The sequence below is a fragment of the Pseudomonas sp. TWI628 genome (assembly GCF_039673865.1).
Classification (GTDB): domain Bacteria; phylum Pseudomonadota; class Gammaproteobacteria; order Pseudomonadales; family Pseudomonadaceae; genus Aquipseudomonas.
The window spans coordinates 78,405-99,481 of record NZ_JBDJMM010000006.1; the positions used below are offsets into that span (position 1 = coordinate 78,405).

Below are 21,077 nucleotides of genomic sequence, written 5' to 3' on the forward strand. Positions count from 1 at the left end.
CGCCAGTCCGCTGGCGCTCGGTAAAGACATAGAACAGGTAGTTACCATGTCCCAAGCGAAGGATACGCTGCTCAGGCTGTTCGCCTTACTACGCCTGATCCCTACCGAACCTCAGCGTATCGCAACCCCGACGCTGCTCGAAAAGCTCCGTGACAGAGGCTTTTCGGTCACCCTGCGCTCGATCCAGCGTGATTTGAACCGCTTGTCGATCCCGTTCTCCCTGCAGTGTAACGACAGCGAGATACCCTTCCGCTGGAGCTTCACCCGCGAAGCACCACTCAAGCTTGAAGACATGGACGCGCCCACCGCGCTGGCACTGTTCCTCTCGGAAAGCCACTTGAACCCTATCCTGCCGCAAAGCGTTCTGGACCAGTTGGGCCCGCAATTCCGCCGGGCCCGTAATTTCCTCAATGGCCTGGGTGGCAACGGCCTGGCCGATTGGGCAAAGCGGGTTCGCTCATTACCCAACGGCAAGACCCTGCTTCCGGCGCAAGTCAGCGCACACACGTGGGCCCGAGTTTCGGCCGGCCTACTGGAGCGCAAACAACTGGAAGTGGCCTACCGCAGCCGCAGCAAGGGAGAGCTCAAGCGTTTTCGCCTGCACCCGGCTGGCTTGGTGTCCCGCCATGCGGTGAGCTACCTGCTGGCCTCTGTGGATGGCTACAGCGACCTGCGCCAATTCGCCCTGCACCGGATTACCGAAGTGGTCTTGCTCGAAGAAGCGGGCCAAGAACATGAGAGCTTCGACGTGGATGCCTACATCGCCAGCGGCGTTTTCAGCTATCGAGAGGCCGAGGCCCAAGTCGAGTTGATCGCCGATGTGCGCCCGCAGATCGCAGCCCTGCTCAACGAAACACCACTGAGCCAGCAGCAGACCTTGAGCAATGTCTGCGAACAGGGCTGGCACCGCCTGCATGCCACCGTTCCGCTAGACCGCGAAACGCTCTGGTGGATCTTTGCACTGAACGAAAACATTCGCCTTCATGCGCCCCAAGTTTGGGTGGATGAAGTGCGCGAACGACTGAATTCGATGTTGTCGCTGTACCAGAACACTCACACAACCCAGCAACTGCAAACTGCCTGAACTTCACAATCAAAAGGACATTGCCATGCCACTTCCCCTGATCCTCGGCGCTGCTGCGCTGGTAAGCGCAGCCTACGGTGCCAAGAAAGGCTATGACGGCTACCAGAAGCACTCCGAAGCCGATGACATCGTCAACGCTGCCAAAGCGCGTTATGCCGACAAAAAGGAAGCGTTCGACGTACAGGAAAAAGCCACCAACGCGGCACTTGAGATGCTGGGCCGGGAAGAACTGGAGATCGGCAAGAAGTTCGACGAATTCAAGACCCTCGCCAACGATCTGCTGGACAAGCTCAACGCAGACCGCCAGGACAAGCTAAAGATCAATATTCCAAAGCATAAACTGCAAAGCATCGAGAGCTACAGCTACACCGCTGTTGGCGTGCTGGGCGCCACCGCAGGAGCAGGCATTGCCGGCGCTGCAGCCGGGTTTGCCGTATATGGCGGCGTCATGGCGTTGGGCGCGGCCTCCACCGGCACCGCCATCTCCTCGCTGGCCGGAGTGGCCGCGACTAACGCTACGCTCGCTGCAATCGGCGGTGGCTCGCTCGCCACGGGCGGCCTGGGCATGGCTGGCGGTACCGCAATCCTGGGCGCTGCCGTGGCTGGCCCGGTACTGGCTATCGCAGGCTGGGCTTACGACAGCCATGGCGATGAAGCGCTGAAGAACGCCCACAAGGCTGACCGCGAAGTGGACAATGCGATCACCAAGCTGCACAAAGCCAAGCAGCAGCTGAGCAAGGCTGAAGACTACGCGTTCGATATCAATGACGTCTTGAAGTCGGTTTATGGGCAGTTCGACAAGTACTTCGAACACCTCAAGTACGTAGCCCGCCGTATCGAAGACCTCCGCTCCCGCAAGATTGACCCGCAAGCTGAAATGGCCAGCATGAGTGAAACCATCCTGCGCGCGATCAACAACGGCTATGCCTTGGCCGCCATCCTGGTCGACCTGATCACTACCCCGCTGTTCAAGGTCAAGGAAGTGAACGGAAATGTGGTCAAGGACAAGAACGACGTTCCGGTCATGGCGACCGATGCCGATGGTTCGATGATCCTCAACAGCGACAAACTGGACGAGCAGATCAACCAGACCAAGGGCAAGGCGCAAGGCGTCGAACCAGCCTGACGCCCCATGCGGGGCCAAAAGGCCCCGCCTGCGCTTCACCTTCACTCATTCGTCATGGATGCCCTTATGCACGCTGCAGCGCAAGACTTCCCCTGGGCTGAAGAGCTCGAGAAAACCGTAATTACCAGCCTGACCACCAGCTTCGGCCTGGACTTCCTGCTGTTCAAGGACAAGCTCGGCGGCGAAGTGGATACCATCCACAACGTGCGCAACGGCGTATGGGCGACCGAGGCAGAAAAGCAGCGTCACGAGCAGCGTGGCGAGTACGATTCCACGCCTTACCATCAACATGCGAATTACATCGCCACCGGCCAGAAAGACAAGGCAAGCCAGGCGGCAGGCACGCTGAAGGACCCTTACCGCAACACGGTGATGGCAGCCCATGAACAGCGCAACCTGGACCACGTGATCAGCGCCAAGGAGATCCACGATGATGCCGGTCGCGTGCTGGCCGGGCTCAGTGGTGTGGCGCTGGCCAACCAGAGCAGCAACCTGCAGACCACCCACGAGACGGTCAACAAGTCGAAGAAGCAGACACCGATCAATGAGTATCTGGACAAGCTGCCAGGCCTGATCTCCAACCATGAGAAGTCGCTGGCAGGCGACCGCGCACGCCTGACGAAAATGCCGCGCGAAACGCCACAGCAGCAACATGAAGCCCGCGCGCTGGAAGACAAGATCCGTAAAACCGAAAGCAAGATCAATGAGCTGAAGGCCGTGGACCCTGAAGGCATGCGCAAGCGCGATGCCGAGGCTCGTGCGCCTTACGATCAGCAGATCAACAAGGCTTATTACACCAGCAGCAAATTCCTCCACCAGACAGCCCATGCCGCCGGCTCCGCAGGCCTGGCCATGGGTACTCGGCAGATGCTTGGGCTGGTGATGGCAGAGGTGTGGTTCGAACTGCGCGAACAACTGCCGGTCCTGCTGGAAAAACTCAAACACAAGTTCACCCTGGACGCCTTCGTCGACAGCATCAGCGCGTCGCTCAAGGGCATCTGGGCACGGGTGCAGAAGCGTTTCAACGACTTCCTGATAGCGTTCAAGGATGGCGTGTTTGCCGGTGTGCTCGGGAGCCTGACCACCACCGTATTCAACATCCTTGCAACCACCCAGGCGATGGCGATCAAGATCATCCGGGAGCTGTGGGGCCAGTTGGTCAAAGCCATCAAGCTGATGGTGTTCAACCCTGACCAACTAAGCTTCGTGGAACAGTGCCAGGCGGTAACCTCGTTGCTGTCGGTGAGCGTTGCCACAGTGGTGGGCACCATGGCCTACACCCAGCTGGTGCCATTCCTCAGCTTCCCGTTCGGCACCGAACTCGCCGCGTTTGCAGGCGCGCTGGTTACGGGCCTGGTAACCCTGGGCCTGAACTACTTCCTGCTGCACAGCGCGATGGCGCACAAACTTTGGGCCTTCATCGAATCGCTGACGCCTCACGCCGGCACGGTGCGTGAGTTCCAGGCAATCAACGCGGAGTTGGACCGTTATCTGCTGGAGCTGAGCCGCCTGGAGTTCAACCTGGACGTGGAAGAGTTGCAGGCCTTTACCCAGGAGCTTGAGGCGTGCAATGACGAGATCCGGCGCAGCGCGATACTGCAGCAGGCTGTGGTGGCTCGCGGGATCGAGTTGCCGTTCGAAATGGGTAATACCGCCAGCACGCGCAACTGGCTGGCTTCGCTGGTATGACACTACCAGCGTTTCCCTGCACGCAGTGCGGGTTGTGTTGCCGCAATGTGCATCTGGCGGAACAGACGCAGTATCTGGATCGAGGGGATGGGGCTTGCCGGCATTACAGTGATGCCGACAAGCACTGCCTGATCTACGAGACCCGGCCAGATATCTGCCGGGTCGACCGGCAATACCAGATGCATTATGCGCAGCACCTCGGCTGGGAGGCGTTTGTAGAGGCGAATGTGGAGGTTTGCAAGCTGCTGCAGCTTCAGGCGCTGGAGTGAGCAATGCCGGCCTCCCCATCATCCAGTTCCCCTAGCGCGCAGATTGCAGCACCAATGCAGGCATCGGGCGGCTGAGCAGCAGCCCGACCAGCACCGCAAATACCAATGCCGCACCGCCTGCGCAGACCAGCATCGCCTGGAACCCGCCCATGAACGCCTGCAACGCCAAGGGTGCCACAGCATCGCGCAAGTTCGGCTCGACCATCGCCAGCGCCGCCGGCACGTCACCAGCAGCCACGCGTGTCGCCATGGCTCCAACGTTAGCCAACTGCTCAGGCGCCACCTGCTGCAGCGACTGACGCAACAACTGCTCACCCCGTGTAGCCAACACCCCGCCAAAGGCGCCAATCGCCAACACAATCGCCCCAAACCGCGTAGTCGTACTCAACCCCGAAGCCATCCCCGTCCGCTCCCGCGGCACACACGCCATGATGTTCTTCTGCGTATCCCCATTAAGCAGCCCAGCCCCCGCCCCCAACACCAGGCTCGCCAAGGCAAACGCCACATACCCCCCAACCCCGACCGCCCAGGCACACAGCAGATTCCCCACCCCCACCAACACCAGCCCCAATGCAAACACCTGCGCCGGGCTCAAACGCCCGGCCAACCGCATCCCCCACCTGGGCATCAGCAACATCGCCAGCGCAAACGGCAACATCCCCGCCCCCGCCGCCAGCGCCGACAGCTGCAGTCCGTTCTGCAGATACAACGGCAACAACGTCATCATCACTTGCGCACAGGCGGCATACGCGAACATCCCCAGCAAGGCCCCGATGAAGCGCCCGCTGCGCATCAGTTGCAGGTCGATCATCGGCCGTTCCTGGCTGCGTTCAACCATGATGAACAGCCCTAACAGAAACGCACTGATCACCAGCCGCCCGAGCGTATCGACACTGGTCCAACCCACCTGATTGGCCTCGATCATCGCCCAGATCAGGCAGCCCAAACTGCCCGCGAAGGTCAGGCTGCCCATCGGGTCGAGCCGTGCGGCATCGCTGTCGCGAGACTCTTCGATACTGCGCAGCACCATCAGCGCCAGCACCGCCACCAATGGCAGGTTGATGTAGAAGATCCAGCGCCAGCCGAGGGTGCTGGCGATCACGCCGCCGAGCAGTGGCGCGAAGGTGATGGTCGCGCCCATGCAAGCGCCCCAGAAGGCCCAGGCGCGCATACGTTCCTGCGGTTCATGGAAGCGGTGGCCGATGGCGGCCAGGGCCGAGGTCAGCAGCATTGCCGCGCCTACACCCTTGGCTGCACGGGCCAGGTCGAGGAACAGCAGGCTGGGGGCGGCGCCGCAGGCGAGCGAGGCGATGCCGAACACGGCCAGGCCGATCAGCAGCATGCGTTGGCGGCCGAAGCGGTCGGCCAGGCTGCCGGCGGGCAGCAGGCAGGCGGCGAAGGCCAGGAGGTAGGCACTGACTACCCATTCGATATCGGCGAACGAGCCGGACAAGTCGCGGGCGATGCTGGGCAGGCTGACGGCGACGATGTTGGTGTCGAGGATGATCAGGGCGCAGACCAGTGAGGCGGTGAGCAGGGTGAAGCGTGCTGAGGGCATGGATGGGCTCCGGGGAGTGGCTGGCCTGTGAGAGCGCCGGGGCTGCTTTGCAGCCCATCGCCGGCAAGCCAGCTCCCACAGGTACAGTGCAAGGCTCAATGGCGGCGTTGTACCTGTGGGAGCCGCGCTTGCCGGCAATGGACCGCATAGCGGTCCCCTGCAGGTTGGACTCACCTTAATGCCTTAGGCCCCGAAGCTTGTTAGCCTCAAGGGACCGCGTCATTAGCCTGCAGGTAACACCGCATGGAAATCCGTCACTTTCGCTACTTCCTCTGCGTCGCCCGCCACGGTCACTTCACCCGTGCCGCCGAGCAGCTGGGTATCGCCCCGCCCACCCTCAGCCGGCAGATCCAGGACATGGAGCGCGAGCTGGGCGTGCGGCTGTTCGAGCGCAATCAGCGCGAAGTGAACCTCACCGCCGCGGGCCAGGCGCTGCTGATCGAAGCCGAGCAGGCGGTGCGCCAGTTCGATGCCGCGCAGGTGGGCGCGCAGCGTGCCGGGCGGGGTGACAGCGGGCGTATCGAGTTGGGCTATGTGGCGTCGGCGGCGTATTCGGGCATGCTGCAGCGGCAGGTGATCAGCTTCAGTGATGCCCACCCCGGCGTGCGCCTGAACATCCGTGAACTGCCCATGGCCGAGCTGCCGGGCATGGTGCGTGATGGCTTGCTCGACCTGGCTTATGTGCGCTCGCCGATGGAGCTGCCGGAAGAACTCGAAGCCATCGCCCTGCATCAGGAAGGCTTCGTGCTCGCCCTGCCCGCCAGTTCGCGGATCAACGAACTGGCGCAGATTCCGGCTGCGCGCCTGGCCAACGAGACCTTCATCCTGCCCGAACAGATTTCCGGCACGCTGGAGGCGGCAGCGCAGGGTGGCTTCGTCCCACGGCTGGGGCCGCAACCGGGCAGCCTGGTGGCGGTGATTACCTTGGTGTCGCTGGGGCAAGGGATCGCCGTGGTGCCGGAGTCGGTGGTGCAGCGCATCAGCTTGCCGCAGGTGAATTACCGGCGGATTGCCGATTACCAGGCCAGCTCGTGGTTGAGCCTGGTCCACCGGCGCTTCGAGAAGGCGCCGGCGGTTGTGCGTTACATCGATGGCGTGAAACCTGACATTTGACCTGAATTCAAGCGCCCTATTCAGGCGTACCCCCCAAGGCGTAAAACTCGTGCAACTTGGCCTGCAGTAGTGCCTTGTCTGGCAGGCGTGTCTGGTATTCCGCAATCAAAGCAGGAGACAAGCTGCGGTTGAGCGCGTATTCGACCACTTCATCGTCCTTGCTGGCACACAGCAACACACCGATGGCCGGGTTTTCATGAGGCTTGCGCTCATTTCGATCCAGGGCTTCCAGATAGAAATCGAGCTTGCCCAGGTATTCCGGCTCAAAGCGACCGACCTTTAGCTCGATCGCCACCAGGCAATTGAGACCACGGTGGAAGAACAGCAAGTCCAGTGCGAAGTCGCGGCCGCCGACCTGTAACGGGTATTGGGAGCCAACGAAGCAGAAGTCCCGGCCCAGCTCGATGAGGAACTCTTTCAGACGATCCATCAATGCACAATGTAGATCAGCTTCGGCATGGCCTCCGGGCAGACCAAGGAATTCAACCATGTAAGCATCCCGGAATATTTCTATGGCTGCAGGGCAATGCTGTCGCAGAGCCGCCGACGCCTTGGTCGGAGTCGCAATACTGCGCTCAAAGAGCGAGGCTTTGACTTGCCGCTCCAATTCTCGACTTGACCACTTTTCCTGGATTGCCATGCGCAGGTAGAACTCACGCTCCTGTGGCAGCTTGCTCTGGCTGAGGATCGTCAGGTTATGGGTCCACGGTAATTGTCTCAGCAGTGCTGAGACTTTCTCGTCGTGACGATAAGCCTCATAGAATTGGCGCATACGGAACAGATTGGGTCGTGTAAAACCCCGTAGCCCGGGCTGCGTTCGAGCAAGATGTGCGGCCAGCTGACTGACCACCGAATCGCCCCACTCCGCTTGCTCCAGCTTGCGACTGATATAGCCCCCCACCTGCCAGTACAAATCGATCAACTGACTGTTAACCGCCTGCACCGCCCGCTGCCGGGCCCCGTGAATCAACGCCAGCACTTCCTCGAAACGGTCATCCTTTACCGACGGAGAAGCCACTGGCGCATTGGCGTCTTGTTGTTTCGCGCTCATGCCTCGACTCCCTGTATGAATTGCGCAGGAAGTCTACCCCCACCAGCCCACCCTCCAGCGGCCAGCAGCACCGATCAAGTGTTTCAAAAAGCAAAGGGCACCCATCCACTGGTGCCCTTTGCCTTACCACAAGGTGAACCCAATCACCCCATCGACCGCGCCCCCACCGTTTGCGCATGGCCCCGCGAGGTGACGATCCCCAGGAAGGAAATCACGATCGCCAGGCCCAAGGTCGAACTCACTTCCGCCCGGTGCTCAGGCGTGTACATCATCACCGCCAGCGCACCGGCGATGAAGATGATCACCGCCCAGGTCAGGTACGGGAACAGCCACATGCGGAACTTCAACTCGGTATTTTCGCGCTCCAGGCGGCGGCGCATGCGCAGCTGGGAGATGGCGATGACCATGTACACCAGCAGTGCGATGGCGCCGGAGCTGGCCAGCAGGAACTCGAACACGCCCTTCGGTGCAAAGTAGTTGAGGACGGCGATGGCTGCGCCAATCAGGGTGCTGCCGAATACCGCGGCACGTGGTACGCCAACCTTGGAGGTCTTGTTGAGGAACGCCGGGGCGTCGCCGCGCTTGGCCAACGAGTACATCATCCGCGAGGCGATGTAGATCGACGAGTTCATGCAGCTGGTCACAGCCACCAGCACCACCAGGTCGACCATGAAGGCGGCATTGGGGATGTTCATGATTTCCAGCGCACGCTGGTACGAACCCACCACTGCCAGCTGTGGATCGTTCCACGGCACCACCGAAATGATCACGAAGATCGACAGGATGTAGAAGGTGCTGATCCGCCAGATCACCGAGCGGGTGGCCTTGGCAATGTTGCGCGACGGGTCGCTGGATTCGGACGCGGCGATGGTCACGGCCTCGGTGCCAATGAAGCTGAACATCACAGTGATGAACGCGCCGATCACCGCCGACCAGCCTTTGGGCACGAAGCCGCCATGTTCGGCCATCAGCCCGCTCAGGCCGCTGACTTCACGGTTGGGCAGCCAGCCCAACAGCGCGGCGAAGCCAAGGCCAATGAAGCCGAGAATCGCGGTGACCTTGAGGATGGCGAACCAGAACTCGAACTCGCCGTACTTGGCCACGCTGAACAGGTTGGTGCCTGCCAGCAGCAGCACCGAGGCGAGGGCGAAGATCCAGCTGGGGATATCGGGGAACCAGGCGTTGAGCACATGCCCTGCCGCCAATGCTTCGATCGGGATCACCAGCACCCAGAACCACCAGTACAACCAGCCGATGGTATAGCCGGCCCAGCGGCCGATGGCCTGGTCAGCGTAGGTGGAGAACGATCCGGTGTCCGGGTGTGCCACGGCCATTTCGCCGAGCATGCGCATGACCAGTACCACCAGGGTTCCGGCCACGAAATACGAAAGAATGGTGGCTGGCCCGGCCGCCGCGATGGCGTGCCCGGAGCCGACGAAAAGTCCGGCACCGATAATGCCCGCAATGGACAGCATCGTTACATGACGTGGCTTGAAACCTTGTGCAAGGTTGCCATCAGATCCCACGGTGTTCATTGATCTTGTTCTCTTTTTGCTGACACAAGGAAGGACGGGGCAGGTGTAGGCGAAAATATCTCCTTTCAAATCAGGAAGTCGACACGTTGCTGGTGCTCTGTTGTTGATCTTTGGCACGCGTCACAGAGCAAGATGCCGGTGTGGTTCGGGCTTCATTTAAGCCCCGTGAGGCTGTGGGAAATTACACGAGAACGCCTCGGAACTGTTCGATCACGACAGGGCATTTCCCTAAACGCCAGATGTCGCGAATGGCATGTCCGATCACGCCAGCGGGCCGTCTGACGCTTTCGTTTTTCATTTGGATGTGTTTTGACCGCACACAAAAAAGCCCCGGTCTCCCGGGGCCTCTGTTGCTCAGGCGTCTGCCTACGCCTGCCCAGTGCGCTCGAAGCGCTTGGCCAGCAACAGGTAAGCGAAGATCCCCAGCACGCCATGGGCGGCCACGAACCAGAGTGCGTTGTGGAACGAGCCGGTGCTGGCGACCACGTAACCGATCACCAGCGGGGTGATGATGCCGGCGATGTTGCCGATGCCGTTGAACACGCCACCACACAGGCCGACCATCTTCTTCGGCGCCACATCCGACAGCACCGCCCAGCCCACCGCCGCCAGGCCCTTGCCAAAGAACGCCAGGGTCATCAGGGCGATCACCGCCGCGTTGCCCTCCACATAGTTGGCCAGCACCAGGCTGGTGGACAGCGCCATGCCGATCACGAACGGGGTCTTGCGCGCCTTGGACGGGTGCACGCCGCGGCGGATCAGGCAGTCCGAAACGAAGCCGCCGAGGATGCCGCCGGTGAAGCCGCAGATGGCTGGCAGCGCAGCGACCCACCCGGCTTCCATGATGGTCATGCCACGGCCCTTGATCAGGTAGATCGGGAACCAGGTGATGAAGAAGTAGGTGAGCGAGGTAATGCAGTACTGCCCCAGGTACACCGCCCACAGGTTGCGGCTGGTGAACAACTGCGCGATCTCGGCGCGGGTCGGTTTGCTTTTGGCCGTCTTGCGTTCCTTTTCCAGGTCGACCAGGGCGCCGCCTTCACGCATGTAGTCCAGTTCTTCGCGGCTCAGCCCCGGCGCGCTGTGCGGTTCGTGATAAAGGCGGAACCACACCACGCTCAGTACCAGCCCCAGCACGCCCATCCAGATGAACACCTGCTCCCAGCTCAGGCTGTGGGTCATCCATGCCATCAGCGGGGCGAACACCACCACGGCCATGTACTGCGCCGAGTTGAACAAGGCAGAGGCCGTGCCGCGTTCACGGGTGGGGAACCAGCAGCTGACGATGCGCGAGTTGGCCGGGAACGCTGGCGACTCCACCAGGCCGAGCATGAAGCGCATGGAGAACAGCGCCACCGCCGCCGACACCCCGGCCAGGCCCAGCCAGCCGACGGTGCCTTGCAGCAGGGTGAACAGTGACCAGAGGATCAGGCTGACGCCATACACCCGGCGCGCGCCGAAGCGGTCGAGCAGCCAGCCACCGGGGACCTGGCCCAGGGCATAGGCCCAGGCGAAGGCCGAGAAGATCATGCCCAGCATTACCGGGTCCAGGCCCAGGTCTTTCAGGACTTCGGTGCCGGTGATCGACAAGGTGGCGCGGTCGGCGTAGTTGATGACGGTGATGACGAAGATCAGCGCCAGGACCAGGAAGCGATGGCGGCCGACCCCGGCCACGGCCTGCGGTGCGGCGACGGCGGATTTGCTGTTCATGTGGACCCTCTTGCTTCTCGGTGGAAGCGATTGTTTTTGTACAGAGAAGGTGTGGCCCTTGGGCCTTGTGTTGCCTGTGCCGGCCCTTCGCGGCTAAAGCCGCTCCTACACAGACGGCGGTGTACTTGTAGGAGCGGCTTTAGCCGCGAAAGGGCCCTAAAGGTCGATCACCCGATTCGGCGGCACCTCGCCCCTGAAACAGGCTTCAAGGTTGTTCAACACCATGCGCCCCATCTCCAACCGGGTCTGCAGCGTGGCGCTACCTCGATGCGGCTGCAGGCTGACCTGGTTCAGGTCACGCAACGCCGGCGGCACATACGGCTCGTCGACAAACACATCCAGCCCGGCCCCGGCGATGCGCTGTTCCCGCAACGCCTCGACCAGCGCGTCCTCGTCAACCAACTTGCCGCGCGCCACATTGACCAGGTACCCCTCCGGCCCCAGAGCATCGAGCACCTCGGCCGTCACCAGCACCTGGCCGCCATCGGCAGAAGCCGCCACCACCAGTACATCCACCGAGCGCGCCAGCTCGACCAGGTCGGCCTCGTAGCGATAACCCGTTTCTGGCTGCTCGCGCCGCCCGTTGTAGGCAATGCGCATGTCGAATGCAGCGGCGCGCCGGGCGATGGCCTTGCCCACCTCGCCGAGCCCGACGATGCCCAGTTCGATGCCGCTGACCTTACGTGCCAATGGCAGGTTGACCGTGCCCCACAAACCGTCGCGCACCAGCCGCTCACCCTCGCCCAGGCGGCGCAGGGTACTGATGATCAGGCCCATCGCCAGGTCGGCCACATCCGCGGTGAGCACGCCCGGTGTGGTGGTGACATGGATACCGCGGCTGGCCGCGTGGCGCAGGTCCACGGCGTCGGTGCCGATACCGCTGATGGCGATGATCTCAAGGCTGGGCAACTGGTCCATCAGCGCGTTCGACAAGCCCTTGGCACCGCCGGTGACTACAGCGCGAATGCGCGGGCCAACCTCGGCGAGCAGCTGTTGCGGGTGGTCATGCTGATACAGCCGATGCACCTGGTAGGCACTGACCAGCTGGGCATCGATGGCCTCGGGGACAGGCTGGGTCAGCAGCACGTCGATGGCGTTGTTGTTCATCCTGGGCATCCGGCAGTTCGAAGACATGACTCGATGCTAGGCCCGCATTTGATACAGGTCTAATATAGATACTGGATCGAATAATTCAGGAATTGAATCATGGAGCTGCACCAGCTGCGCTGCTTCGTCGCCGTCGCCGAAGAGCTGCATTTCGGCCGCGCCGCTACCCGCTTGCACATGACCCAGCCGCCGCTGAGCCGGCAGATCCAGCTGCTGGAACATGCCCTCGGGGTGCTGTTGCTGGAGCGCAACAACCGCCAGGCGCGCCTGACCCTGGCCGGGCAAAGCTTTCTTGAAGATGCCCGGCGTATCCTGCAAGTCGCCGAATCGGCCAGCCAGTCGGCGCGGCGTATCGCCCATGGCGAAGCCGGCCGCCTGACCCTGGGCTTCACCGCCGTGGGTGCCTACAGCATGATCCCGCGCTTGCTGGTGCACGCCGGGCAGAGCTTGCCGGATATCGAGCTGGTGCTCAGTGAACGGGTCTCGTCCACCCAGGTGCACGACCTGGAAGCCGGCCTGATCGATGTCGGCCTGGTGCGCCAGGTGCTGCCCAGCGCGCGCGTGGAATACCTGCCGATCCACCGCGAACCTTTCGTCGCCGCCCTCCCCGCCGGGCATGCGCTGGCGGCACGCGAGCGGCTCAAGCCGAGCGATTTCGATGGGCAGCCGTTCGTGATGTACAGCGCCAATGAAGGGCGCTATTTCCATGACCGCATCGCCAACCTGTTCGCCCGGCATGAGGTGCAGCCGCGCTACCTGCATCAGCTGGGGCAGACCCATTCGATCCTGGGCCTGGTCAATGTGGGATTAGGCTGTGCGGTGGTGCCGGCTTCGGCGCAGGCGTTGCGCCTGGAGCAGGTGGTGTTCAAGCCGTTGGTGGGGATGGAACAGCAGGCGGAGATATTCCTGGCGTTCTGCCGGGATAACCCGAACCCGGTGCTGGGGAGCTTTGTGGCGATGGCGCGGGCATTCTTTGAAGCAGGATAAATGGTGTTGGCCTCTTCGCGGGCGTGCCCGCGAAGAGGCCCGATGCCTTAACGCACCAGGCAAGGCCGCTTGTTGTCGAAGCTCCAACCGGGAATCAGGAACTGCATCGCCACGCTGTCATCCCGCGCCCCCAGCCCCATGTTGCGGTAGCACTCATGGGCCTTGGCCAGCTGGTCTTCATCCAGCTCCACACCCAGCCCCGGACGCTCCGGCACCCGCACATGGCCGTCGACGATACGCAGCGGCTCACGGGTCAGGCGCTGGCCGTCCTGCCAGATCCAGTGGGTATCGATGGCGGTGATTTCACCCGGCGCCGCCGCCGCCACCTGGGTGAACATCGCCAGCGAAATGTCGAAGTGGTTGTTCGAGTGCGAGCCCCAGGTCAGGCCCCAGTCGTGGCACATCTGCGCCACCCGCACCGACCCCTGCAAGGTCCAGAAATGCGGGTCGGCCAAGGGGATGTCCACCGACTGCAACTGGATCGCATGGCCCATCTGCCGCCAATCGGTGGCGATCATGTTGGTGGCGGTCGGCAGGCCGGTGGCACGGCGGAACTCAGCCATCACTTCACGGCCCGAGTAGCCGTTCTCGGCACCGCACGGGTCTTCGGCGTAGGCCAGCACATTGTGCTTGTCGCGGCACAGGGCGATGGCCTCTTTCAACGACCAGGCGCCATTCGGGTCAAGGGTGATGCGCGCTTGCGGGAAGCGTTCGGCCAGCGCCGTCACCGCGTCCATTTCCTCTTCCCCCCGCAGCACGCCGCCCTTGAGCTTGAAGTCGCTGAAGCCATAACGCTGCTTGGCCGCTTCGGCCAGGCGCACTACCGCTTCCGGGGTCAGGGCCTTTTCGTGGCGCAGGCGGAACCAGTCGTCATCGGCATCGGCTTCGTTGCGGTAGGCCAGGTCGGTCTGCTGGCGGTCGCCGATGTAGAACAGGTAGCCGAGCATTTTCACCGCTTCACGCTGCTGGCCCTCACCCAGCAGTGCCGCCATCGGCACGTTGAGGTGCTGGCCGAGCAGGTCGAGCAGCGCCGCCTCGATGGCCGTCACCGCGTGCACGGTGATGCGCAGGTCGAAGGTCTGCAGGCCACGGCCGGCGGAATCACGGTTGGCAAAGGTCTGGCGCATGGCGTTGAGCACGCGCTGGTAGTGGCCGATCGGCTGGCCGACCACCAGGCTGCGGGCGTCTTCCAGGGTCTGGCGGATCTTCTCGCCACCAGGCACTTCGCCCAGGCCGGTGTTGCCGGCACTGTCGCGCAGCACCACGACGTTGCGGGTGAAGTACGGGCCATGGGCACCACTGAGGTTGAGCAGCATGCTGTCGTGGCCAGCCACGGGGATCACGCGCAGGTCAGTGACAACCGGGGTGCTGGAGTGAACGGCGGGATTGGTCTGCATGTTCATGGTTGTTGTCTCGCAGTCATCAGTGGGTCTGGCCCAAGGCCGAAGGCGCCTTGTGGTCGTCAGAGGGAACGCCCTTGGGGCGAATGCGTACGAAGAAGATGGCGATGGCCGCCAGCACCGAGGTCACCGCCAGGCCATACAGCCCGCCCTGGATCGACCCGGTCTGCTGTTCGAGCAGGCCGAAGGTGGTGGGGGCGACGAAGCCGCCGAGGTTGCCGACCGAGTTGATCAGCGCGATCACAGCCGCGGCGATACGGGCGTCCAGGTAGCCTTGCGGAATCGGCCAGAACAGCGAAGAGGCCGACTTGAAACCGATGGCGGCAAAACACACGGCGACAAAGGCGAACACCGGGCCGCCGGTGGTGGACATGAACATGCCGATGGCGGCGACTATCAAGGCACCGGCAACCCAGGCCTGCTGGAACTTCCAGCGCGTTGAGCCGGCAGCGAAGGCGTACATGGCGATGATCGAGATCAGCCACGGGATCGAGTTGAAGAAGCCGACCTGCAGGTCGCTGAGGTCGCCCATGCGCTTGATGATGCTCGGCAGCCAGAAGGTGGCGGCGTAGATGGTCAGCTGGATGCAGAAGTAGATCAGGCAGAACAGCACGATCTGGCGGTCCTTGAGCAGACTCCAGGCCGAAGGCTTCACCGCGCCGACCGCTTCACGCTCACGCTGCTCGCGGTCGATGGTCGCCACCAGCGCGTCCTGTTCAGCCTGGCTCAGCCACTTGGCATCGTGCGGCTTGGAGTCGAGCCAGAAGAACACGAAGAAGCACAGGGTCACCGAGGCCATGCCTTCGATGAACAGCATCCACTGCCAGCCATGCAGGCCCAGGCCCTGGATCTGCATCAGCGCACCGGCCAGCGGCCCGGAAATCAGCGACGCCAAGGCCGAACCGCTGAGGAAGATGGCAATCGCCTTGCCGCGCTCGGCAGCCGGCAGCCAACGGGTGAAGTAGTAGATCACGCCGGGGAAGAAGCCCGCCTCGGCAACGCCCAACAGGAAGCGCAGCACGTAGAACTGGGTTTCGCTCTGGACGAAGGCCATGGCGGTGGCCACCAGGCCCCAGGTGAACATGATGCGGGTCAGCCACAGCCGCGCACCGATCTTTTGCAGCAGCATGTTCGAGGGCACTTCGAACAGCGCGTAGCCGATAAAGAACAGCCCGGCACCGAAACCGAAGGCCGCGGCACTGATGCCCAGGTCGCTTTCCAGGTGCGGGCGGACGAAGCCGATGTTGACGCGGTCGAGGTAGTTGACGATGAACATGATGACGAACAGCGGCAGGACGTGGCGCTTGACCTTGGCCACGGCACTGGCCAAAGCGTCGCCTTCATTCCGGGCAGACGGAGCGAGGGTGTCGTTCACGGGTTGGATCTCCCACTAATTGTTTTTGTGCGGGTCGAAGTTGTCTGGCATGACAGTGGGATGGAGCATATGCGCAGCGAGGTTGTACGACAAGATGTCGAATGTCGCCTAAATAGCAAAATACAAGCTGATAAATAGGAATTTTGCGCCGAACATGCTGATAAATCGATTAACAGCTCTGTACCATGCAGAGAAAAACCAGGCAAAAAATTTTTTGATTGGTTAACTTGTCGTACAAGTTACCCTTATTCGGAACCCGCTATGGATACTTCCCCGGCCAAACGCAGCCACAGCCGCGCCCATGACCTGGTGTCGAGCCTGACCCAGCAGATCCTGTTGGGCACCTTCAAGCCGGGGGACAAGCTGCCATCGGAGAACACCCTGGTGCGCGAACATGGCGTCAGCCGCACCGTGGTCCGCGAAGCGTTGTCGAAATTGCAGGCCTCAGGCCTGGTGGAGCCACGCCACGGCATCGGCACCTTCGTGATGGAGCGCCAGGGCCAGGCGGGTTTGCGCGTGGGGGCGGAGAATGCTGCGAGCGTGCGCGACCTGCTGGAGCTGCGCATCGGCCTGGAGGGCCAGGCAGCCGCCCTGGCTGCCGTGCGCCGCAGTGACGAGCAGGTAGCACGCATGCGCAAGGCGCTGGACGACTATCAGGACCTGGCGGCAGCCGGGGACAGCTGCATTGAGGCGGACCGGCGCTTTCACCTGTTGATCGCCGAGGCCACCGGCAACCTGTACTTCAGCGAGATGATGGCGCAGCTGGGCAACGGGCTGATCCCGCGTAACCGCATGGCCCTGGCCGAACGCAGCGGAGCCAAGCTGGCGCGGCATGCGTATTTGGCCAATCTTGAGCATGAGGCGATCCTCAATGCCATTCGCCGGCAGGACCCGGATGCGGCGCGGGCAGCGATCTGCCTGCACCTGTCCAACAGCCGCGATCGCCTGCTGCCGGACTAGGGGCTGTGGTGCTTGGCACGACCACTGTGGGAGCCGCGCCAACCTTGAAAATTAAGCCAGCGCCCGATCCACCAACACCTGCAGGCGCCCTTGCGAACACCGCTCGACCCGCGCCTCGACGCCATACACCTCAGCCAGCAATTCAGGCTGCAGAACCTCCCCCGGCGCCCCACACGCCACCACCCTGCCCTCGCGCAACACCACCAGCCAATCGGCATGGCTGGCCGCCAGGTTGATGTCGTGCAACACCGCCACCGCCAGCAACCGATGCGTCACCACCCGCTCGCGCACCGCGCCCATCACCCGCAACTGGTAATGCAGGTCCAGCGCACTGGTCGGCTCATCGAGCAACAGCACCTGCGGATTGCGCGCCATCAACTGAGCCAGCGCCACCAGTTGCCGCTGACCACCGGAAAGGCTGTCGAGCGAGCGCTCGGCCAGCGCTTCGATACCCAACTGGCGCAACGCCTCATAGGCGCTGCCAAGCAGGTCATCCGCACCGCTCACGCGCAACGCCGCGACAATGCTTTCCAACACGCCGAGGGCAATCCCCGGCGGCAGTTGCTGGGGCATGTAGGCCAGCCGCCGCGAGCGCTCGGCAAAGCTCAACCGGGTCACGTCCTGGCCATCCAGGCTCAAGCCGCCCTTCATCCGTTCCAGCCCCGCCAGCGCCCGCAGCAAGGTCGACTTGCCCGCGCCATTGGGCCCGACCAACGCTACCAGGCTGCCGGCCGGCACCTCGGGCAAACTCACCCCATGCAGGATCTGCCGCGCGCCATAGGCGACCGCTACATCATCGATCAACAGGCTCACAGTTTTCTCCCCCGGCGGAACACCAGCAGCACGAACACCGGCACCCCGACCAACGCCGTGACGATGCCCACCGGCACGATCACCCCAGGCAGGATCAGCTTGCTGGCAAGCGACGACAACGACAGCATCAATGCCCCCACCAGCGCACTGGCCGGCAGCAGAAAGCGCTGGTCCTCGCCGACCAGCAAGCGGGCGATATGCGGCCCGACCAGGCCGACGAAACCGATGGTGCCGACAAATGCAACGGCCGTCGCCGACAACAGGCTGATGCGCAGCAGCGAGGCAAAGCGCAGGCGCCGGGTGTCCACGCCAAAACTGCGTGCGCGGTCCTCGCCCATGCGCAACAGGGTCATGGCCGGCGCGGCGCGCAGCGAGAACGGCAACAGCAGCGCCAGCACCGCGGCGAGGATCCCGAGCTTCTGCCAGTCGGCCCGGGCCAGGCTACCCAGGGTCCAGAACACCAGTTGCTGCAACACGTCCTCGGTGGCCAGCAACTGCAGCAGCGAAACCAGCGCATTGCAGCTGAACACCAGGGCGATACCGAACAGCACCAGGCTCTGCACCCCCGCGCCACGCAAACGTGACATGGCCTGCAGCAGCACCACCGACAGGCAGGCGAAGACGAAGGCCATCACTGTCACCTGTGCGCTCGGCGCCAGCCAGGCGACACCCAGTGGATAGGCAATCGCCAGCGATGCACCGAGCGCCGCCGATGACGACACGCCGAGGGTGAACGGGCTGGCCAACGGGTTGTCGAGGATCGCCTGCATCTCGGCCCCCGCCAGCGCCAGCGCCGCGCCCACCAGCACCGCCATCAGCGAGTACGGCAGGCGCACGTTCCAGATGATCACCCGCTCGGTGGCGCTAAGCGTCGTCGGGTCGAAGAGGCCATGCAGCAGTTGCCCCAGGCCCATGCCCGAGGCACCGCAGGCCAAGTCACCGAGTACCGACAGCAGCAACAACAGCGCCAGCGCCAATACCAGCAAGGCTCGCCGCCAGAGCAGGCGGCGGTAATGCCAGGCTGCGAGCGCCGCGCCTTGGTGGGCCAGCGCGGTCACTTGGCGTCGACCCAGTACTGGCCGTCCAGGCCTACCTTCAGCATCCGGTTGATTTCAGCCATGGTCGCCTGCGGGTCGACATCCTGGAAGCGCTCGGGATGTACCCAACGGGCCATGGCCTCGACCGCGAGGATGTTGAACGGCGAGTTGTAGAAGTCATGCCACAGGCCGTGGGCCTGCCCGGCCTGGATCGGCCGCAGCGGTGCGAACTCAGGGCGGGCGGTGATCTTCGCCAGGCTCTGGCGGGCAGTCTCGGTGGATACACCCGCGCCCAGCAGCACGCCCGGTGCACGGTTGCCGGTGGCGATGTACACGTCCGGGTCGGCCTGCAGCACGTATTCGACGCTGACGTCGCCCAGCGCGCCCGGCACCACGTCGGCACCGATGTTGTGCCCGCCGACCGCCTCGACCAGGCTGCCCAGGCCGCTCTTGCCGGTGGTGTGCCCCGGTGCCTGCCACACGCCCGCCAGCAGTTCGAGAAACACTCTCGGCCGCTCACTGGCCTTGAGCGTGGCCACGCTGTCGGTGATGTGCTTGAGGTGGCGGTCGTACAGACTCAGGTATTCCTGGGCCTGCTGTTCACGCCTGAGCAGAGTGCCCAGCGCCTGCATGCTGACATGAGTGTTGCGAATCGGGTGCACGCGGAAGTCGACGAACAGCACCGGCACCCCGGCCTTTTCCAGCAGGTCGGCCACCGGGCTGTGCTGGGTCGGGCCTTCGCCGGCGATGCTGAAGATCGCCAGGTCCGGCTTGAGCGCGAGGATCTGCTCGGCACTGACGCTCTGCTCGGAGGCCTGGCCGATCAAGGGCAGCTTGGCGACCTGCGGGTACAGCTTGGCGTACACCTCAAAGGTGTGCGGATCGAGCAGGCGCATGTCGTTCTGCCAGCCGACTACGCGCTGGAACGGGTTGTCGCGGTCGAGCAGCGCCAGGGCAAAGAACAGCCGCCCTTCACCAAGCACGATGCGCTGTGGCGGGTGATCGACTTCCACCTTGCGCCCGAGCACGTCGGTCACTTGCAGGGCGCTGGCGGTTTGCGCAAAGCCAGCTGTGGTCGCCAAGACAACGAGGGCAAGCAGCAGGCGCTGCCGAATACAACGAAGAAAGCACATCGGGGAATCCTCTTGAAGAGAATCAGTCGCATCTGAAGCGGGGCATTCTAGCCAGCCGCCTTCCCCTGCCGATGTGCGCAAATGTATTGGCTTGTCGTGCGTTCGTTACAGTTTCACCAGGTCAGGCAGATCTTGCCGAAATGCCGGTTGCTCTCCTGATAGCGGAACGCCTCGACGATCTGCTCCAGCTCGAAATGCTTGTCCACCACCGGCCGCAAGCCATTGGCATCGATCGCCCGCACCATCGCCTGCTGCTGCGCGCGGCTGCCCACCAGCACACCTTGCAGGCGGATCTGCCGCACCAGTGCCTGCACCAGCGGCAACTGCCCGGCCACGCCAGTGAGAATGCCGATCAGCGACACATGCCCACCAATGCGTGCGGCAATCATCGACTGCTCCAGGGTCGCCGGCCCACCCACTTCGATCACATGGTCGACGCCGCGATTGCCCGTGAGCTCACGGGCCTTCTCACCCCAGGCCGGGGTGCTCTTGTAGTTGATCAGGTGGTCGGCGCCCAGGGCTTTCAGGCGTTCGAGCTTGGCGTCGCTGGATGACGTGGCGATGACCGTGGCCCCCGCCAGCTTGGCGAACTGCAAGGCGAAGATCGACACCCCGCCGGTGCCCTGCACCAGCACCGTGTCGCCGGGCTTGAGGTGATCATCGCTCATCAAGCTGCGCCAGGCAGTGAGGCCTGCCGTGGTCAGGGTTGCAGCCTCGGCGTGGCTGAAGCCTTGGGGAGCCAGGGTGAAGGCGGTAACGGGAGCGGTCACCTGTTCGCGCGCGTAGCCGTCGATGCCGTCGCCGGGCACCCGGCCAAAGCCTTCGACGTTGGCCTGGCCGTCAAGCCAATCCGGGAAGAAGGTGCTGACGACGTTGTCGCCGACCTTGAATTCACTTACGCCCGCACCGACCGCGACCACTTCGCCGGCGCCGTCGGCCATGGGAATGCGCCGCTCGCTCGGGCCCCACATGCCGCTGACCACGGCGAAGTCGTGATAGTTGAGGGAGCTGGCATGCAGCTGCACGGTGATCTCGCCGGCCTTGGGCGCTGGGGCCTCGCTGGTGCCGACTTCGACCTTGTCGTAGCCGCCGCCGGGTTGCACATAGATGGCCTTGCTGGTCATGACTGG

At 63.2% G+C, this 21,077-nt stretch carries 18 protein-coding genes; 7 read left to right on the forward strand and 11 right to left on the reverse strand.

The genetic code is table 11. The features are described from left to right. The first annotated feature begins 46 nt into the window (after positions 1-46). The 4 genes from ABE528_RS06355 (at position 47) to ABE528_RS06370 (ending at position 4,168) form a co-directional block, all read left to right on the forward strand. On the forward strand, positions 47-1,084 hold the full coding sequence (locus tag ABE528_RS06355; protein WP_346652467.1) for a WYL domain-containing protein: 1,038 nt from the start codon (positions 47-49) through the stop codon (positions 1,082-1,084). Between the two features lie 25 nt (positions 1,085-1,109). After that, complete coding sequence (locus ABE528_RS06360) at positions 1,110-2,210, forward strand: hypothetical protein (protein ID WP_346652468.1); 1,101 nt, start codon at positions 1,110-1,112, stop codon at positions 2,208-2,210. Positions 2,211-2,276: 66 nt separating this feature from the next. Continuing rightward, on the forward strand, positions 2,277-3,899 hold the full coding sequence (locus ABE528_RS06365; RefSeq protein ID WP_346652469.1) for a hypothetical protein: 1,623 nt from the start codon (positions 2,277-2,279) through the stop codon (positions 3,897-3,899). Then, positions 3,896-4,168 (forward strand): YkgJ family cysteine cluster protein, encoded by a 273-nt coding sequence (locus ABE528_RS06370; RefSeq protein WP_346652470.1) that lies wholly within the window; start codon positions 3,896-3,898, stop codon positions 4,166-4,168. Before ABE528_RS06365 ends, ABE528_RS06370 begins: the two co-directional genes overlap by 4 nt. Before the next feature lie 31 nt (positions 4,169-4,199). Here ABE528_RS06370 and ABE528_RS06375 read toward each other — a convergent pair whose 3' ends face one another. Continuing rightward, complete coding sequence (locus ABE528_RS06375) at positions 4,200-5,726, reverse strand: MFS transporter (protein ID WP_346652471.1); 1,527 nt, start codon at positions 5,724-5,726, stop codon at positions 4,200-4,202. A gap of 243 nt (positions 5,727-5,969) precedes the next feature. Here ABE528_RS06375 and ABE528_RS06380 point away from each other — a divergent pair, with 243 nt between their 5' ends. Beyond that, positions 5,970-6,839 carry a LysR family transcriptional regulator gene (locus ABE528_RS06380; RefSeq protein WP_346652472.1) on the forward strand — a complete coding sequence of 290 codons (870 nt, stop codon included), beginning with the start codon at positions 5,970-5,972 and terminating at the stop codon, positions 6,837-6,839. A gap of 16 nt (positions 6,840-6,855) precedes the next feature. Here the strand turns inward: ABE528_RS06380 and ABE528_RS06385 are convergent, their stop codons facing one another. From ABE528_RS06385 to ABE528_RS06400, 4 genes are all read right to left on the reverse strand, one after another. Next, complete coding sequence (locus ABE528_RS06385) at positions 6,856-7,890, reverse strand: PDDEXK nuclease domain-containing protein (RefSeq protein WP_346652473.1); 1,035 nt, start codon at positions 7,888-7,890, stop codon at positions 6,856-6,858. Positions 7,891-8,033: 143 nt separating this feature from the next. After that, positions 8,034-9,425 carry a GABA permease gene (gene gabP / locus ABE528_RS06390; RefSeq protein ID WP_346652474.1) on the reverse strand — a complete coding sequence of 464 codons (1,392 nt, stop codon included), beginning with the start codon at positions 9,423-9,425 and terminating at the stop codon, positions 8,034-8,036. Between the two features lie 366 nt (positions 9,426-9,791). Continuing rightward, positions 9,792-11,135 (reverse strand): MFS transporter, encoded by a 1,344-nt coding sequence (locus ABE528_RS06395; RefSeq protein ID WP_346652475.1) that lies wholly within the window; start codon positions 11,133-11,135, stop codon positions 9,792-9,794. A gap of 156 nt (positions 11,136-11,291) precedes the next feature. Next, positions 11,292-12,242 carry a 2-hydroxyacid dehydrogenase gene (locus tag ABE528_RS06400; protein ID WP_152956187.1) on the reverse strand — a complete coding sequence of 317 codons (951 nt, stop codon included), beginning with the start codon at positions 12,240-12,242 and terminating at the stop codon, positions 11,292-11,294. A gap of 99 nt (positions 12,243-12,341) precedes the next feature. Between ABE528_RS06400 and ABE528_RS06405 the strand changes: the two genes are divergently transcribed. Further along, a complete protein-coding gene (locus tag ABE528_RS06405; RefSeq protein ID WP_346652476.1) occupies positions 12,342-13,229 on the forward strand; it encodes a LysR substrate-binding domain-containing protein in 888 nt (295 codons plus the stop codon). Positions 13,230-13,276: 47 nt separating this feature from the next. Here ABE528_RS06405 and gudD read toward each other — a convergent pair whose 3' ends face one another. Further along, complete coding sequence (gudD, locus tag ABE528_RS06410; RefSeq protein WP_346652477.1) at positions 13,277-14,632, reverse strand: glucarate dehydratase; 1,356 nt, start codon at positions 14,630-14,632, stop codon at positions 13,277-13,279. 19 nt (positions 14,633-14,651) lie between these two features. Then, on the reverse strand, positions 14,652-16,004 hold the full coding sequence (locus ABE528_RS06415; RefSeq protein WP_346652478.1) for an MFS transporter: 1,353 nt from the start codon (positions 16,002-16,004) through the stop codon (positions 14,652-14,654). 261 nt (positions 16,005-16,265) lie between these two features. Here ABE528_RS06415 and ABE528_RS06420 point away from each other — a divergent pair, with 261 nt between their 5' ends. Continuing rightward, the gene (locus tag ABE528_RS06420; RefSeq protein WP_346652479.1) at positions 16,266-16,964 is read left to right on the forward strand and encodes a FadR/GntR family transcriptional regulator; all 699 of its coding nucleotides are present in this window, start codon (positions 16,266-16,268) and stop codon (positions 16,962-16,964) included. A gap of 51 nt (positions 16,965-17,015) precedes the next feature. Here ABE528_RS06420 and ABE528_RS06425 read toward each other — a convergent pair whose 3' ends face one another. The 4 genes from ABE528_RS06425 to ABE528_RS06440 all read right to left on the reverse strand — a co-directional run bounded on the left by ABE528_RS06425 (position 17,016) and on the right by ABE528_RS06440 (position 21,071). Further along, a complete protein-coding gene (locus ABE528_RS06425; RefSeq protein WP_346652480.1) occupies positions 17,016-17,777 on the reverse strand; it encodes an ABC transporter ATP-binding protein in 762 nt (253 codons plus the stop codon). Continuing rightward, complete coding sequence (locus ABE528_RS06430; protein ID WP_346652481.1) at positions 17,774-18,835, reverse strand: iron ABC transporter permease; 1,062 nt, start codon at positions 18,833-18,835, stop codon at positions 17,774-17,776. The genes ABE528_RS06425 and ABE528_RS06430 overlap by 4 nt, the downstream gene beginning before the upstream one ends. Continuing rightward, on the reverse strand, positions 18,832-19,947 hold the full coding sequence (locus ABE528_RS06435) for an ABC transporter substrate-binding protein (RefSeq protein ID WP_346652482.1): 1,116 nt from the start codon (positions 19,945-19,947) through the stop codon (positions 18,832-18,834). The genes ABE528_RS06430 and ABE528_RS06435 overlap by 4 nt, the downstream gene beginning before the upstream one ends. A 113-nt stretch (positions 19,948-20,060) precedes the next feature. Further along, positions 20,061-21,071, reverse strand: coding sequence for an NAD(P)-dependent alcohol dehydrogenase (locus ABE528_RS06440; RefSeq protein WP_346652483.1), 1,011 nt, complete (start codon positions 21,069-21,071; stop codon positions 20,061-20,063). Positions 21,072-21,077 lie beyond the last annotated feature (6 nt).